Raw genomic sequence first — 15,933 nt, forward strand, 5'->3', positions numbered from 1 at the left:
ATAATTCTAGAATTATTGCAATTTTGAAATTATCGCATCACCCATTGATGATGTTGATGTTTCTTTCATTCCGTCAGACAGGATGTCTTTGGTTCTTAAGCCATCATTTAATACTTCTTGTACTGCTTTTTCTAACGCATCAGCTTCGTTATCCAGATCTAATGAATATCTAAGAGCCATTGCAAAACTTAAAATTGATGCAATTGGATTTGCAACTCCTTTACCTGCGATATCTGGAGCAGAACCATGAATTGGCTCATACATTGCTCTCATTTCACCATCTTTATTCTTAGCTCCGAGAGAAGCAGATGGAAGAAGACCTAAAGATCCTGTTAACATGGAAGCTTGATCTGAAAGCATATCTCCAAATAAATTGTCAGTAACTATCACATCGAACTGTTTGGGATTTCTTAAAAGTTGCATCGCACAATTGTCTGCTAACATATGACTTAATTCGACATCTTTATATTCTTTATCATGTAATTCTTGAACTTCCTCTTTCCATAGCTGTCCAGCTTCCATTACATTAGATTTTTCACAAGATGTAACTTTATTTGATCTTTTTTTAGCTAAATCAAAAGCCACTCTAGCTACTCTAGTTATTTCGCTAGTAGTATACGTATGAGTATTAATGCCTTTTCTTTCACCATTTTCTATTGGTTTAATTCCTCTTGGTTCACCAAAGTAAATTCCACCTGTTAATTCTCTAACTATCATTATATCTAATCCTGATACTATTTCTGGCTTAAGCGTAGAAGCATCCACCAATTGTTCAAAACAGATTGCAGGTCTTAAATTTGCAAATAACTTTAATTCTTTTCTTAACTTTAATAATGCTCTTTCAGGTTTCTTTGAAAAATCTAAATCATCCCATTTAGGTCCACCAACAGCTCCTAACATAACAACTTCACTTTCTAGGGCTTTATAAAATACCTCATCAGTAATTGGTGTTCCGTGCTTATCATATGAACATCCACCAGCAAGATCTTCATCTATCTCAAAATCTAATGATCTTTTGTCATTAAACCATTTAATAATTTTTTTAACTTCACCAATTACCTCTGGGCCAATACCATCACCAGGTAATAAAAGTATTTTTCTTTTTTTTACTTTAATCATTAAAAATCCATGGTTTTATATTTTTAATATTTCTTTCAAATTTTTCAATTTTATCTGATTTTTTCAAAGACAGAGCTATATCATCTAATCCTTCAAGCAAACACTTTTTCTTAAATGGATCAATTTGGAATTTTATTTCACTATTTCCATATACAATTTTTTCCTCATTTAAATCGACAGAAATTTCTTCTTTTCTGTTTGCATATTCTGATAGTTCTTTAATTTTATCTTCTTCAAGAATTATTGGTAAAATTCCATTCTTAAAACAATTACTATAAAAGATATCTGCATAGCTTGAACTAATAACACAAGTTATTCCAAAATCTAATAATGCCCAAGGTGCATGCTCCCTTGATGATCCGCATCCAAAATTTTTACCAGCAATTAAAATCTTTGAGTTATTAAAAGGACTTTGATTTAATGCAAAATCATTAACCTCTTTACCTTGATCATCATATCTCATTTCAAAAAATAAATTTTTTCCAAGTCCTGTTCTTTTAATAGTTTTCAAAAATTGTTTTGGAATAATCATATCTGTATCAATATTAACTATTGGTAAGTAAGCTGGAATACTTTTTAATTTATCAAATTTTTGCATTTAGTTTTGATACTTTCTAACGTCATCTAGATTTCCAGATATTGCAGCAGCAGCAGCCATTCCAGGACTTACCAGGTGAGTTCTTCCACCTCTTCCCTGTCTTCCTTCAAAATTTCTATTTGAAGTAGATGCGCATCTTTCTTCAGGTTTTAATTTATCTGCATTCATAGCTAAACACATTGAACAACCAGGTTCTCTCCACTCAAAACCAGAATTAACAAATATTTTGTCTAACCCCTCTTGTTCAGCTTGTTCTTTTACCAAACCAGATCCTGGAACAACCATTGCATCAACATGTGATGAAATTTTCTTATCTTTTAAAATTTTAGCAGCCTCTCTTAAATCCTCTATTCTTCCGTTAGTGCAGCTTCCAATAAACACTTTATCTATCTTAATATCTTTTGCCGCCATATCTGGTTTTAAGCCCATATATTTTAAAGATCTTTCTATTGAATTTTTTTTGTCTTCATCATTTTCACTTTGTGGATTTGGCACCTTGCCATCAATTGTAATTACATCTTGTGGAGATGTTCCCCAAGTTATCATCGGTAAAATTTCACCAGCATTCAAATTAAGCTCTTGATCAAAACTTGCATCAGCGTCAGTTTTAAGACTATTCCAATAATTTAAAGCTTTTTCCCAATTATCTCCTTTAGGAGACATTGGTTTTCCTTTTAAATAATTAAATATTTTTTCATCTGGTGCTATTAATCCAGCTCTTGCTCCACCTTCAATTGTCATATTGCAAATGGTCATTCGTTGTTCAACGCTTAGTGATCTAATTAAATCACCTGCGTATTCTATAACTGAGCCTGTTCCTCCAGCTGTTCCTATTTTTCCAATAATTTGAAGTATCACATCTTTAGATGTAACTCCTAAAGGAAGTTGGCCATTAACATTAATTCTAAAATTTTTTGCTTTTTTTTGAACTAATGTTTGTGTCGCTAACACATGTTCAACCTCTGACGTACCAATACCAAATGCTAACGAACCAAAAGCACCATGAGTTGCTGTGTGACTATCACCACATACAATTACTGTTCCAGGTTGAGTAAAACCTTGCTCAGGCCCAATGATATGAACGATACCTTGTCTTTTGTCATCCATTCCAAAAAGTTGAATACCAAATTCTTTACAATTAGCTTCCAAAGTATCAACTTGTATTTTTGAATCTACATCAGCTATTCCCTTAGTTCTATCTGTTGTTGGTACATTATGATCAGCTACAGCTAAAGTTAAATTAGGATGTCTAACTTTTCTATTTGAATTTCTCAAGCCTTCAAAAGCTTGTGGGCTAGTTACTTCATGAACTAAGTGTCTATCTACAAAAAGTAATGCAGTACCATCGTCTTGTTGATCAACTAAGTGATCGTTCCAAATTTTATCGTAAAGAGTAGTGGACATTGAAAAAAAAATTATTTTTTTTCTGAAGGGCTTTCTGATTTTTGTTCTTCTTTAGCAACTTCAGCTGTTGGAGCTTCTTCTTTAGGAGCTTCTGCCGCTGGTGCTACCTCTACTTTAGGAGCTTCTGTTGCTGGCGCAACGTTTTCTTCAGTAACTGTTTCAGGTTTTACATCAACATCTATTCCAATTTTTTTTCTTATCTTTTCTGCAATTCTTGCTGATTTACCTGTTCTATCTCTTAAATAATAAAGCTTAGCTCTTCTTACTTTACCTGATCTTATTACTTTAATTGAATCTATTAACGTACCATATAAAGGAAAAGTTCTTTCAACACCTTCGCCAAAAGAAATTTTTCTTACAGTAAAAGATGAGTTCAAATCTCTACTTTTTTTAGCAATACAAACACCTTCAAAATATTGAATTCTTTCTTTTTTACCTTCGGTAATTCTAACCCCAACTTTAACAACATCTCCTGGATAAAAATCTGGAATTTTTTTCTCTGAAAGTATTTTTTTTACGTTGTGTTGGTTTATTTCTTCAATTGTTTTCATATCTGTATTTATCAAATTAGTTCTTCTTATATTTTTGCCACAAATCTGGTCTTCGGACGCGTGTTATAGCCTCAGATTGAGATAAACGCCAGTCTTTAATTTTGCTATGATCGCCTGATAATAAGACCTCCGGAACACCTTTTTCCTCCCAAATTTGAGGTTTTGTGTACTGTGGATACTCTAATAGGCCATTTTCAAAACTCTCATCTACTTTTGAGTTTTCGTTACCTAAAACTCCAGGCAAAAGTCTCAATATACTATCTATAAGAACAAACGCAGCTGTTTCACCACCTGACAATATGTAGTCTCCAATGCTAACCTCTTCAATATTTCTTGTTGTCAGCACTCTTTCGTCAACACCCTCAAAATGTCCACAAATAAAAGATACAGATTTTTCCTTTGATAAATCACGCGCATAATGTTGATCAAACTTTTTTCCTTTAGGTGATAAATAAATAATTCTTTCACCTTCTATTTTATTTTGATCTAAAGATTTTGCCATAACGTCTGCTTTTAAAAGCATACCAGAACCGCCTCCGTACGGAGTATCATCAACAGTTTTATGTTTGTCTTTTGCTGCATCACGAATGTTTACAATCCTTAAATTCCACAACTCTTTAGATAGAGCTTTCCCGTACAAACCTTTAGATAAAGGTCCAGGAAAAACTTCTGGATAAAGTGTAAACACTTGTGCTTGCCACATAAATAATCTTTAAATTATTTCTGTTCTTCTTTAGGAGCTTCTGCTGCTGGTGCTGCCTCTGCTTTAGGAGCTTCTTCTTTAGGAGCTTCTGCTGCTGGTGCTGCCTCTGCTTTAGGAGCTTCTTCTTTAGGAGCTTCTGCTGCTGGTGCTGCCTCTGCTTTAGGAGCTTCTGCTGCTGGTGCTGCCTCTGCTTTAGGAGCTTCTTCTTTAGGAGCTTCTGCTGCTGGTGCTGCCTCTGCTTTAGGAGCTTCTTCTTTAGGAGCTTCTGCTGCTGGTGCTGCCTCTGCTTTAGGAGCTGCTGGAGCTTCGTCACCTTCTTTTTTTCTCTCTTTTTTTGGAACAGCTTTTTTAGGGTTATTACCATTTGCAGGCATTGCCATTAATTCATTTTCACCTAGAATTCTTGCAACTCTAGAAGTTGGTTGAGCACCTTGACCTAACCAATATTTGATTCTTTCAGCTTCAAGTCCAACTCTTTCTTTTTTATCCTTAGGCAAAAGAGGGTTAAAAAACCCAACTTTCTCAATAAATCTTCCATCTCTTGCAAAACGACTATCTGCTACAACAACTTTGTAAACAGGACGTTTTTTTGTTCCACCTCTTGATAATCTTAATTTTAACATTCGTTCTCCTTTTTTTTATTTTAATTGATTAAATAGCTCTGGCGGTATCCCCTTATCAGACATACCTTTCAGATTTCCTTTTGACATCTTCTTCATCATTTCTGACATCATTTTAAATTGCTTAAGCAATTTATTGATAGTGGCTGGATCTGTGCCAGAGCCATTAGCAATTCTTTTTTTCTAGAACCATCAATAAGTTTAGGGTTCTCTCTTTCTTTTTTTGTCATTGATAAAATAATCGCCTCATTTTTTGTGATTATACTTTCATCAATTCCTGCTGAATCCATTTGAGATTTCATTTTTGAAACACCCGGCATAAAAGACATTATACCTTCTATTCCACCCATTTTTTTCATTTGTCTCAATTGTGTTAAATAATCCTGAATAGAAAATTGACCTTTTTTTAAATTTTCTTCAGCCTTTTTAATATTTTCTTCACCTAAATCCTGTGCAGCTTTTTCTACAAGAGATACTATATCTCCCATACCAAGAATTCTGTTTGCTATTCTGTCTGGATGAAATACTTCAAGATTATCTATTTTTTCACCTATACCTAAAAATTTAATTGGAACATTAGAAACATATTTCATACTTACAGCTGCTCCACCTCTTGCATCACCATCTGCTCTAGTTAAAATTATTCCAGAAAGATTTACTGTATTTTTAAATTCTTTTGCAACAGATGCTGCTACTTGACCTGTTAAAGAGTCTGCAACCAAAAAGGTCTCTGTGGGATTTATTACACTTTCAATTTGTTTAATTTCACTCATCATTTGTAAATCAATTTGGGTTCTTCCTGCTGTATCGAATAAGATAATCTCAGCTCCATTAAGATTAGCTGCACTTATTGCTCTTTGGCAAATATCTGTTGGTTGTTGACCTTCTATTATAGGTAATGTTAGAATATTATTTTGTTCACCGAGAGATCTAAGTTGCTCTTGTGCGGCTGGCCTATAAATATCAAGACTAACCATCATAACTTTTTTCTTTTTATTCGTTTCTAAGTATTTAGCTAATTTTGCAGTCGTAGTTGTTTTACCTGAACCTTGAAGACCAACAAGCATCATAGGTACTGGTGGGACAGCATTAAGATTTATATCATTATTTGTTTCACCTAATAAATTGACCAATTCATCATAGACAATTTTTACAACCATATCTCCAGGAGAGGTTGATCTGATAATTTCTTGACCTAAAACTTTTGGTTTAACTTTTTCGATAAAATCTTTAGCAACATCAAGAGATACGTCTGCTTCCAATAAAGCTTGTCGGATACCTCTTAAACCCTCATCTACTTGAGCTTCATCAAGTGAAGGAGCTTTTTTTAAAGAAGAAAAAATTTCTTCAAATTTATTTGTTAAATTTTCAAACATATTTATTACGCACAGCAGTAATCGCACTAGTGGGCGAACCCTCGCTGACTAGTGTCGATCTCTTTGTTTCCAAAGACACCGCAAAGTTAATGTTTTTGCGGAAACGGCAACAACCTATAATAGAGGTTCAAAAAGTCAATAAATAAGTTAAATATCTATATATGGATTTAAAAGCTTTTAAAATGGATGGTTTAGGCAATGATTTTGTGATTATTGATAATAGACAAAAAATTACAAAACTTACCAAAGAACAAATAATAAAAATTTGTGATAGAAAATTTATAGGTTGTGATCAGTTAATTTTAATTAAAAAGAGTGAAACAGCTGATGCTTATTTAGAATTTTATAATTCTGACGGTGGCACTTCTGGTGCGTGTGGAAATGGTACAAGATGTGTTGCAGATTTATTGAGTAAAGAAACTAATAAAGATACAATCAATTTAACCACGTTATCGGGTAACTTAAAATCTGAAATTTTAGGAGATAAACTGGTTTCAACAGAAATAGGAGTAGGAAAAACAAAATGGAACGAAATTCCTTTATCTAAAGATTTAAACACAAAAAACTTAAATATTAAAATTTATGATTTAAATAAAAATGAACATGTAGGTGGTACAGCTATAAATGTTGGAAATCCTCATATAATATTTTTTGTTGATAATAATGAAAATTTTGACATTAACAAAATTGGACCAGAAATAGAAAAACATAATTTTTTTCCAGAAAAATGCAATGTAACTTTAGCAACCGTGATTAACCATGAGTTAATCAAAGTAAAAGTTTGGGAAAGAGGTGCTGGTTTAACTAAAGCCTGCGGAACAGCAGCCTGTGCAACTGCTTTTGCCGCAAAACAAAATGGACTGACAAACAATAAAGTAGATGTAGAATTTTCTACTGGTAAATTATCAATTTCAATTGATCAAAATAATAGCATCCATATGAAAGGACCTGTTTCAGATATAGAAAATATTGAAATTAAAATTTAATGGGAATTTTTGATAAATTTAAATCTGGCTTTAAAAAAAGTGCATCTGCTTTTACATCTGGTTTAAGAGATATAGTTGTAAAAAAAGAGATAGACGACAAAACTTTAGATAAAATCGAAGAATATTTAATTCAATCTGATGTTGGTACTGTTGCTGCTTCTGAAATTAAAGAAATAATTTCTGATAGCAAAATTGATCCTAATAAAGATATCGCTGAAGAAATAAATTTGATTTTAAAAAATTATATAGTTTCCTTAATGAAACCACTTGAAAATAAAGAATTCTTTAAAAAAAAAGAAAAAATTAATGCAACATTAGTTTCAGGAGTTAATGGTGTTGGCAAAACAACAACTATTGGAAAAATTAGCAAAATATTAAAAGCTAATGGAAATAAAGTTATGCTAGCTGCATCAGACACTTTTAGAGCTGCAGCTATTGAGCAATTAGAAAATTGGGCAAAAAAAATTGATGTTGAAATAACAAAATCTTCACAGAATGCAGATCCAGCTTCTGTTGCATACAAAGCTATTGAGGATGCAATTAGTAATAACTTTGATCAGGTGTTAATTGATACTGCTGGAAGATTGCAAAATAAAAAAAATTTAATGGAAGAATATAAAAAAATTGCAAATGTAACAAAAAAAATAGATCCTGATGCGCCGCACGATGTAATATTAGTATTAGACGCAACTTCAGGTCAAAATGTCATTAATCAAGTTGAAGAGTTTAATAAAATAATTCCAATTACCGGTTTAATTATGACTAAATTAGATGGAACAGCAAAAGGAGGTATTCTTTTAGCTGTTGCTAAAAAATATAAACTTCCAATTATTGCTTTAGGTTTAGGAGAAAAAGAGGATGACCTTCAAATTTTTGAAGCTGAAAAATTTGCAGAGGCGTTTACTCAGATTAATTAATTAACGTACTGGAAATTAAAGGTTTATAAAAACTACATTTATAACTTTCTTTAAAATTGTCATGTCCACAATTTTTAGCAATTGATGAGATTATAAAATCAAATTTTCCATTTCGCGGATAAAGTTCTAATTTCTTTTCCAAAATATCAAATTTGAAATTAGCGTTTAAACTTTTAACTGCACTAATCATTACTAATGTTGTGTTATCTTTTAAAAGATAATAAGCAAAATCGTCAGGAAATACTGGAAAATCATATTCTTCAAGAAAGTATTTTGCTCTAGCTGGAAACCACTCATAAGATATTAGTGGAGATGAACTTTTTGTTTTGTAATCATAAATATAAAGATCTTTAGGATAATCATTTATATAATTACTGTTTTCACCTCTTGCTAATACTGCTTTTTCTCTAGTTTTGAAATAAAGAGCAAAGTTTTCATTATGAGAATTCATTTGATCAATGTGAAATAAATTATCCACTTCAGAATTTTTGTCTTGAGCAAACACAAAACTGTTAAATGTTAATAGAATGAATAATAATGAAAGAGTTTTTTTCACCATTCAAAATTAATAACAAAACTTGTATTATCTTTGTTTGGAATGTGGCTTATTTTAAACTTTTAAAAAAATTATTTAATGCTAATACAAGATTTTTATCATATTCCATCATATGATCGTCATATTTCGTAAAATATGAATATTTGGGTTGATTAGCCATTTCATAAATTTTTTTACCCATCCAAAAAGGAACTATTTGATCTGCTTCTCCATGCATTACCAAAACTGGAATATTAATATTCTTAATTTTTTTATCATTTTTATATTTATCCCTTAACAAAAATCCAACTGGTATATATGGATAAAAATTTTTTGCTGCCTCAACCATAGAAGTAAAGGGTGTTTCTAATACTAATCCAGCATAATCATTATGTTGTGCTAAATGTGTTGCAATTCCTGTTCCAAGAGACTCACCATATAATATGATATCTTCTTCATTTAATCCTAAATTTTTTAACCATGTAATTGCACTACTCCCATCGACGTAAAGGCCTTGTTCTGAAGGTTTGCCCTCATTTCCACTAAAACCTCTCCAGGCTAAAATTAAAAAATTTACATTTATGTCTTTAAAATGATTTAATTTATGAATTCTATTTTCAAGTTTTCCTGCATTTCCATGAAAGTAGACAATCGTTTTAAATTTCTTAAGATCTTTTTTATGAAACCATCCTAGTAAATTTAAATTGTCAGAAGTGTTGATATAAACTTTTTTAATATCTACTTCTAGTCTGTCTCCAAAATAGTTATTTTCATCTGGGTGGTACATCAAATTACGTTGAAATATGAACAATAGTATCAATACCATGACATAAATTGATATTATTCCAATGATAATTTCCAAAAAATAATTCCTTTGTTTAAATTTCACTTTAAAATTTTAAGATTTTTTATTTATAATTAAAAAAAATATATACGAAGCTAAACTTAAAAATAAAAAAACAGAAAATGCTGATTTAAATCCTGCAATTTCTGTATAGCCAAAATTTTTTACTAAATCAATTACAAGGCCCATAATCCATTGCATTATAAAAGTTCCCAGAAATATTAATAAGTTAAAAGACGTAAGAGCTTTGCCGGCCAAATGACTTTGAAAAGATAGCCCCACTGCTGGTTGTGTTACAGATAAAAATATTGAGCTTAGTATAAATAAAGTAATATAAAATGCTCCAGCTTTTGAACCTAAAACTATGATGCTTAACATAACCAAAAAACTAATTGGTAGACCAAGTTTTAATATTTTTAATGCACTAAAACCAAGATTTGTAATCTTGGGTAAAAAATAGCCCCACAAGAAAAATGATACTAACATTGTAATATTTATCCAAAATAATCCTGTAGCACTTTCTAATGGAGTGTAACCAGCAACTCTAATCATCCAAGGACCTGCCCAAAGTGTTTGTATCGCCATCAGCCCACCATAATTAAATAAACCCATAGGAATAACACTTATAAAAAATCTATTTTTCCACACATCTTTTAATGAGCCTGTCTTTGTTATTACTTCTGTAGACTCCTCTTCATTTTGATGGTCCCATTTTGGAATAAAAGCTAACATTAAAACGATGCTGACTAGAATTAATATTGCAATTCCAATAAATAATCCTCTCCAACCAAAAGTGGGTAATAAAAGTTGAACAGGTAATGTTGATGATAAAAATCCAAGAGAAGCTATCATTAACATCCAAGAGTTTGCTCGTTGTTGCTGGTTTTCTGCAAACCAAATTCTATAACCTGTTAAAGGTGCCATTAAACAAGCGCTAACACCAACTCCAATTAAAATTCTAGAAATTAATAACCCTGAAAAACTATTAGCAAGTGCAAATGATATTGTTCCTATAAATGCTATTAATAAAAATGATGATACAATTTTTTTTGGTCCAAACTTATCTAGTAAATATCCAAGAGGGATTTGCATTGAGGCAAATCCTAAAAAATAGCCACCAGCAAGAAGCCCTAAGTCTGCTGCCATTAACTCAAATTCTGAAGTTAAAATTGGAGAAAGAGTTGCTGTGATTGCTCTTAATAAACATGATAAAAAATATCCAAAAGCAAAAACAAAAAAAACAGTAATAGCCTGTTTTCTTGGAAGAATATAATTATCCATTTGATTAAAAATTTAATGATACATCTCGATGAATCGAGTTACATTTAGCAACAAATTTTGCCTGTTCATTAGTTAATTTTGATTGACGCCTTAGACCAATATTATTGTTAATCACTGAATTATACTTCATTAATTCAGGTAATAGGTTTTTGTTAGCATCTTTTCTCCAAGAAATTTCTTTATTAAATAAATTAAATGTTTCTGAACTTAAGGTAAATATTTCTTCTTCATCGATTTCCTCATTATCTATAGCCGATATTAAATCATCTAATTTATTTGCAAATTCTTCTGTACCTGAAATTTCTCCCAAATTTTCAAAAAGACTATCAATAATTGATATGGAATTTTCATAATTCTTATTGTTTATTGCGTATTTTAAATCATTGATTTGTGGAGATAGTCCATCAAGTTTTTCATGATCTTGGATAAACATTACTATTAGATCTAAATTATCATAAGCTTCATCAACATTTTTTCTATATCTTTTGGTTCTTGTATTTTTTGTTTTTTGAATAATTTTAAATTCTTCATTTTTAGATTTCCAAATTTTAGGTACATCTTTTTTTAACTCTTCAATTTCTAATTGATAATTTTCTATTTTAAGGTCCAATTTATTTTTATCTGCAGTTTCATCCATATCTAAATTTCTGATTTCAGACTTTAATTTTTCAATTTTATTGTCTAATTTTCTAATTTTCTTCTCTTTTTTTCTAACACTAAAATGAAGATCTCTGTAGTCTTTAGCAAATAAATAGTATTCATTTTCAGCTTTTTGAAGTTTGTTCACTAAAGCAAAAGTTCCAAAAGCATTTTCAAAATGTTCTTCAAAAATATCCAATTTATCATTAGGAAGATTTGTAGGTGTTAGTTTTTCAAAATTGGCAATTGCAGCTTTAATTCTTTGCTCATCATTTTTATAAATATCAAATTTATATTCCTGCAAGCAATGTTGAAGTTTTGGATTAATTGGAGGTGGAGCAACCTTAGATGTTAGATATGTTCTAGCAGGCAAATAATTTACTAGTGTTGGATAAAACCCTACAATTCCAAGTCCTATAAGCTGTAAGACTATAAAAGGCACAACCCCTTTCCAGATATTTAAAGTCGTTACAAGTTTGGATGCAACTCCTTTTAAATAAAATAAAGCAAAACCAAATGGTGGTGTTAAAAAAGAAGTTTGCAAATTAACTCCAATCATTACCCCCAACCAAATTGCACTAACATTTGCTCCTGGTTCAGCTAACAATATTGGTGCAATTATAGGAACAACTACTACTGCAATCTCAATAAAATCAAGAAAAAATCCTAACACAAAGATTACCGCCATCACAACAATAAATTGTGTCCAGAAACCTCCTGGTAAATCTTGTAAGAAATCTCTAACTAACTCTTCACCACCAAAAGCTCTAAATCCAGAAGTTAACATTGCTGCTCCAAGAAGAATTATAAATACCATCGAAGTAGTCACGCATGTCTCTGTAACAACTTCTTTCAAAACATTTTTAATTTTATAGGTTCTCCAAAAGCTCCAAGAAATTCCTATTAAAAATATAATTGTTAAAAAACCAGTTATTAATATTGCTGTTAAGTCTCTAGTATCAGTAGCTTTAATATTTAAGTTATAATTTGATGAAATAATATAAATTGGAATTATTGATATTATGGAAACAATAATTGGATAGTATGCATCCTTTTTACCTTTATGAAGACGATAACCTGCCATCATGGTTGCACCTATTGCTCCAATAGAACCAGCTTGATTTACTGTAGCTATTCCCATCAGTATAGACCCAAGAACAGCAAAGATTAAAGCAAGTGGAGGAATTATAACCATAACAACCCTCATCCAAAATTTAGAATCAAATTTACCTCTAAATGGTACAGGTGGGGCTGCTTTAGGATTTAATTTTGCATATACCAGCACATATAACATGTATAAACCTACTAATACTAATCCTGGTAGCAACGCTCCAAGAAACATATCTCCAGCACTAGTAGAGCCTACTCTAAGTTCACCAGGCATATTAAATTCACCTGTAACAATTTTATAATCTGTCTGTCTCATTGTGTTAGCAACATCTGCAGCACTTGCTAATTGATCGGCAATAATAATTAAAACAATTGACGGAGGTATTATCTGACCAAGAGTACCTGAAGAACAAACAATTCCACTTGCTAGACTTTTGTCGTAATTATTATTCAACATTGTTGGTAATGAAATTAGGCCCATTGCTATTACAGTTGCACCAACTATTCCAGTTGTAGCAGCAAGTAATGCTCCAACAAAAATTACTGAAATTCCTAATCCTCCAGGAATGGGACCAAACAATTGGCCCATAGTAACTAAAAGATCTTCAGCAATTTGTGATTTTTGCAGCATGATACCCATAAAAATAAATAAAGGAATTGCAATCAAAGTATCTGTTTCAACATCCCAATAATTACTTCTAAAATTGGTTATACCAGCGGTTAACCATTCTTTAGGTCCGTCTAAAGCAAAATAAGCACTTACATCTCCCTCAAACAAATAACCTGTAAAAGCAGCAAGACCTATTGAGATAATTGCAGAACCTGGTAATGCAAACGCTACTGGAAAGCCCGAGGCTAATGCTGATATCATTATGATTACAAGTAAAGCTAAAAATAAATGTTCCATAATTTAATTTTTCAAAAGTTTATGACTGCTACTCATAAAATAGCTTGTAAATTGAATTAACATAGTCACGGCAAACACAGCTAAATAAACTGCCATCAAATAAAGTAAGTATAAACCATTAGAACCTTGTTGAGTAATTTCAAAAGAAATAACTGGTCCATTAATTATGCTTGCTTTTCCACCCATACCTAAAAACAAAATTATTAAACAAAGTGGTATACCTAATACAAATGACCCAATTGCATTAGTCCAAGCTTTTTTTCGCTCACTAAACCCAGTATATAAAACATCAACTCTAACGTGGCCCTCATGCATTAAAGCATAGGCACTCGCAAATAAATATAAAGCAGCATACCAAAATCTTACCAGATCTCCTTGAAATGCTTGTTCATACTGAAATATAAATCTAGACAGTACAATTAAAAATTCACTTCCTACCACTAATACTGCTAGCCAAATAAATCCAACAGATCTTGTAAAATAACCAATTACAAATGAGATCAATATTAAAGGGAAATGAATAAATGTTATTCTAAAGGTTGGAATAACTAAATTAATTTTTGTTGCTTCGCCAAATATTGGCTCAGCTAATTTTTCAACAACTAAAAATGAGATTAAAAAATCTGCAATCCCAACAATTAATACCGCCCAAAATGCTGACCGGATTAAATAAGCGGTAATATTCGTGAGTATTTTTGCATCAGTTTCGAGAGATTGATTAATAGATCTCAAAACATAATAAATAACTGCTATAAATGAAATAAAGTAAAATAGTAACTGAATATAGGCTAAATTTATTACTGCTCCTTCTAAAGGTGTACTTAATTTTTTAAATCCAAACAGTCCATAATGTGAAAATAAAATTTTTAAACCTGGCCAATCAAACCAGATTGTTAAAACATTGTTTACTAAAAAAATAAATGTGAATGCTAATATCGAATAACTGAATATTCTTAAAAAAATAGGAAAATTATTTTTATTAACCATAAAGCAAAAAGCTTATATTAAAAAATCTATTAAAAAAAGGGCCCTTGAAGGGCCCTTTTAAATTTAATTAGAAATTAATTACAATCCTAATGCTCTATTTCTCTGAGAAATATATGGTGAATCAGACAAGTTAGTCCAAGCACCAATTTCTTTACGACCTTTAACAAAAGCAGCATGCACTTTTTTTGCAAGAGCACTATGTTGTTGTACTTCATCGTAAACTTCTGCAGCACCGCCAGCAAACGCATCATAAACTTTATCGCTAAACTTCATAAGTTTAACTCCATTTTCATTTACTAGTCGATCTAATGCAGCACCGTTTTTAGCATTATATTCAGACATTGTAGTCGTATCCGCCCAAGCGCAGGCAGTTTTGATTATATGTTGGTCTGATTTTGCTAGGCTTGTAAACCAAGATTTATTAACACCACATGCTAACGTTGATCCTGGTTCGTGCATACCTGGATAGTAGTAGTACTTAGCGGCTTCATGAAACTTCATAGCTTCATCATTCCAAGGACCTACCCATTCAGTTGCATCGATTGCTCCTGACACAAGGTTTTCATAAATTTGTCCACCAGGTAGTGAAATTGGAGAACCACCAAGTTTTCCAAGTACTTGTCCACCTAATCCAGGCATACGCATTTTTAAACCTTTTAAATCGTTAGCTGATCTAATTTTCTTGTTAAACCAACCACCCATTTGCACACCTGTGTTACCAGCTGCGAAACTTTGAGTACCGAAGTCGTCAGTCAATTCATCCCAAAGCTCTTGTCCACCGCCAAAATTTAGCCAAGCATTCATTTCAGAATATGTGAAACCAAATGGAACTGCAGTAAAGTATCCAAAAGCAGGGTGTTTTTTAACCCAGTAGTAATCAGCACCGTGATACATTTGAGAATTACCAGAAGCAACTTCATCAAATGAGTCAAATGCTTTTACTCTTTCGTTAGCAGCATAATAAGTAACTTGAATACGACCATCACTCATATCGCTTAATCTTTTTGCTAATCTTTGTGCACCAGTTCCTAAACCAGGAAAATCTCTTGGCCAAGTGGCTACCATAGAAGCTTCTACTCTTTCTTTGGCAACAGCTGGAGCAGATAAAGATGTTGCAGCTACGGCAGCAACACCAGTTGCAGCAGCAGTTTTAAAGAACTTACGTCTTGAAGGAGCTTTTGAGCCCTTCAATGATTTTTTTTCTTTAATCATATGTATCTCCTCTGTTAGTTAATTAACTTTTTAAAGTTAATGATAATTAAGCAACAGAGTCTATAGACAATGTGACTCAAGCAATTATAAATACAATCCTTACTAGAACTTATTGCTATAGATCAATAAATTGCGACTTTAAGG

The 15,933-nt window shown here is 31.7% G+C and carries 14 protein-coding genes and 1 pseudogene; 2 read left to right on the top strand and 13 right to left on the bottom strand.

Annotated features, from left to right (window positions below):
• Positions 1-12: 12 nt before the first annotated feature.
• The 7 genes and pseudogenes from leuB to ffh all read right to left on the bottom strand — a co-directional run bounded on the left by leuB (position 13) and on the right by ffh (position 6,371).
• Positions 13-1,119, bottom strand: a complete 1,107-nt coding sequence (leuB, locus tag ACIJYI_RS06530; RefSeq protein ID WP_435090093.1) for a 3-isopropylmalate dehydrogenase — start codon at positions 1,117-1,119, stop codon at positions 13-15.
• Positions 1,112-1,717 (bottom strand): 3-isopropylmalate dehydratase small subunit, encoded by a 606-nt coding sequence (leuD, locus tag ACIJYI_RS06535; protein WP_435113878.1) that lies wholly within the window; start codon positions 1,715-1,717, stop codon positions 1,112-1,114. The genes leuB and leuD overlap by 8 nt, the downstream gene beginning before the upstream one ends.
• Entirely contained in the window at positions 1,718-3,121 is a 1,404-nt protein-coding gene (leuC, locus tag ACIJYI_RS06540) for a 3-isopropylmalate dehydratase large subunit (RefSeq protein ID WP_435090096.1), read from the bottom strand.
• Positions 3,122-3,132: 11 nt separating this feature from the next.
• Positions 3,133-3,672 (bottom strand): 50S ribosomal protein L19, encoded by a 540-nt coding sequence (rplS, locus tag ACIJYI_RS06545; RefSeq protein ID WP_435113880.1) that lies wholly within the window; start codon positions 3,670-3,672, stop codon positions 3,133-3,135.
• A gap of 16 nt (positions 3,673-3,688) precedes the next feature.
• Positions 3,689-4,375, bottom strand: coding sequence for a tRNA (guanosine(37)-N1)-methyltransferase TrmD (gene trmD, locus ACIJYI_RS06550; protein ID WP_435090099.1), 687 nt, complete (start codon positions 4,373-4,375; stop codon positions 3,689-3,691).
• A 14-nt stretch (positions 4,376-4,389) separates the two neighbouring features.
• On the bottom strand, positions 4,390-4,998 hold the full coding sequence (gene rpsP / locus ACIJYI_RS06555; RefSeq protein ID WP_435113882.1) for a 30S ribosomal protein S16: 609 nt from the start codon (positions 4,996-4,998) through the stop codon (positions 4,390-4,392).
• Positions 4,999-5,013: 15 nt separating this feature from the next.
• A pseudogene (ffh, locus tag ACIJYI_RS06560) lies at positions 5,014-6,371 on the bottom strand (signal recognition particle protein).
• Positions 6,372-6,532: 161 nt separating this feature from the next.
• Here ffh and dapF point away from each other — a divergent pair.
• On the top strand, positions 6,533-7,357 hold the full coding sequence (dapF, locus tag ACIJYI_RS06565; RefSeq protein WP_435113884.1) for a diaminopimelate epimerase: 825 nt from the start codon (positions 6,533-6,535) through the stop codon (positions 7,355-7,357).
• The gene (gene ftsY / locus ACIJYI_RS06570; RefSeq protein WP_435113886.1) at positions 7,357-8,274 is read left to right on the top strand and encodes a signal recognition particle-docking protein FtsY; all 918 of its coding nucleotides are present in this window, start codon (positions 7,357-7,359) and stop codon (positions 8,272-8,274) included. The genes dapF and ftsY overlap by 1 nt, the downstream gene beginning before the upstream one ends.
• Here ftsY and ACIJYI_RS06575 read toward each other — a convergent pair.
• The 6 genes from ACIJYI_RS06575 to ACIJYI_RS06600 all read right to left on the bottom strand — a co-directional run bounded on the left by ACIJYI_RS06575 (position 8,267) and on the right by ACIJYI_RS06600 (position 15,789).
• On the bottom strand, positions 8,267-8,833 hold the full coding sequence (locus ACIJYI_RS06575; protein WP_435113888.1) for a hypothetical protein: 567 nt from the start codon (positions 8,831-8,833) through the stop codon (positions 8,267-8,269). The genes ftsY and ACIJYI_RS06575 overlap by 8 nt on opposite strands.
• Before the next feature lie 46 nt (positions 8,834-8,879).
• Positions 8,880-9,596, bottom strand: coding sequence for an alpha/beta hydrolase (locus tag ACIJYI_RS06580; protein ID WP_435113890.1), 717 nt, complete (start codon positions 9,594-9,596; stop codon positions 8,880-8,882).
• Between the two features lie 111 nt (positions 9,597-9,707).
• Complete coding sequence (locus ACIJYI_RS06585) at positions 9,708-10,934, bottom strand: MFS transporter (RefSeq protein WP_435113892.1); 1,227 nt, start codon at positions 10,932-10,934, stop codon at positions 9,708-9,710.
• A gap of 4 nt (positions 10,935-10,938) precedes the next feature.
• A complete protein-coding gene (locus ACIJYI_RS06590; RefSeq protein WP_435113894.1) occupies positions 10,939-13,590 on the bottom strand; it encodes a TRAP transporter large permease subunit in 2,652 nt (883 codons plus the stop codon).
• 3 nt (positions 13,591-13,593) lie between these two features.
• Complete coding sequence (locus ACIJYI_RS06595; RefSeq protein ID WP_435113896.1) at positions 13,594-14,577, bottom strand: TRAP transporter small permease subunit; 984 nt, start codon at positions 14,575-14,577, stop codon at positions 13,594-13,596.
• A 78-nt stretch (positions 14,578-14,655) separates the two neighbouring features.
• Entirely contained in the window at positions 14,656-15,789 is a 1,134-nt protein-coding gene (locus tag ACIJYI_RS06600; RefSeq protein ID WP_435113898.1) for a TRAP transporter substrate-binding protein, read from the bottom strand.
• Positions 15,790-15,933 lie beyond the last annotated feature (144 nt).

It is taken from the genome of Candidatus Pelagibacter bacterium nBUS_36, from assembly GCF_051201215.1.
In the GTDB taxonomy this organism is placed as follows: domain Bacteria; phylum Pseudomonadota; class Alphaproteobacteria; order Pelagibacterales; family Pelagibacteraceae; genus Pelagibacter.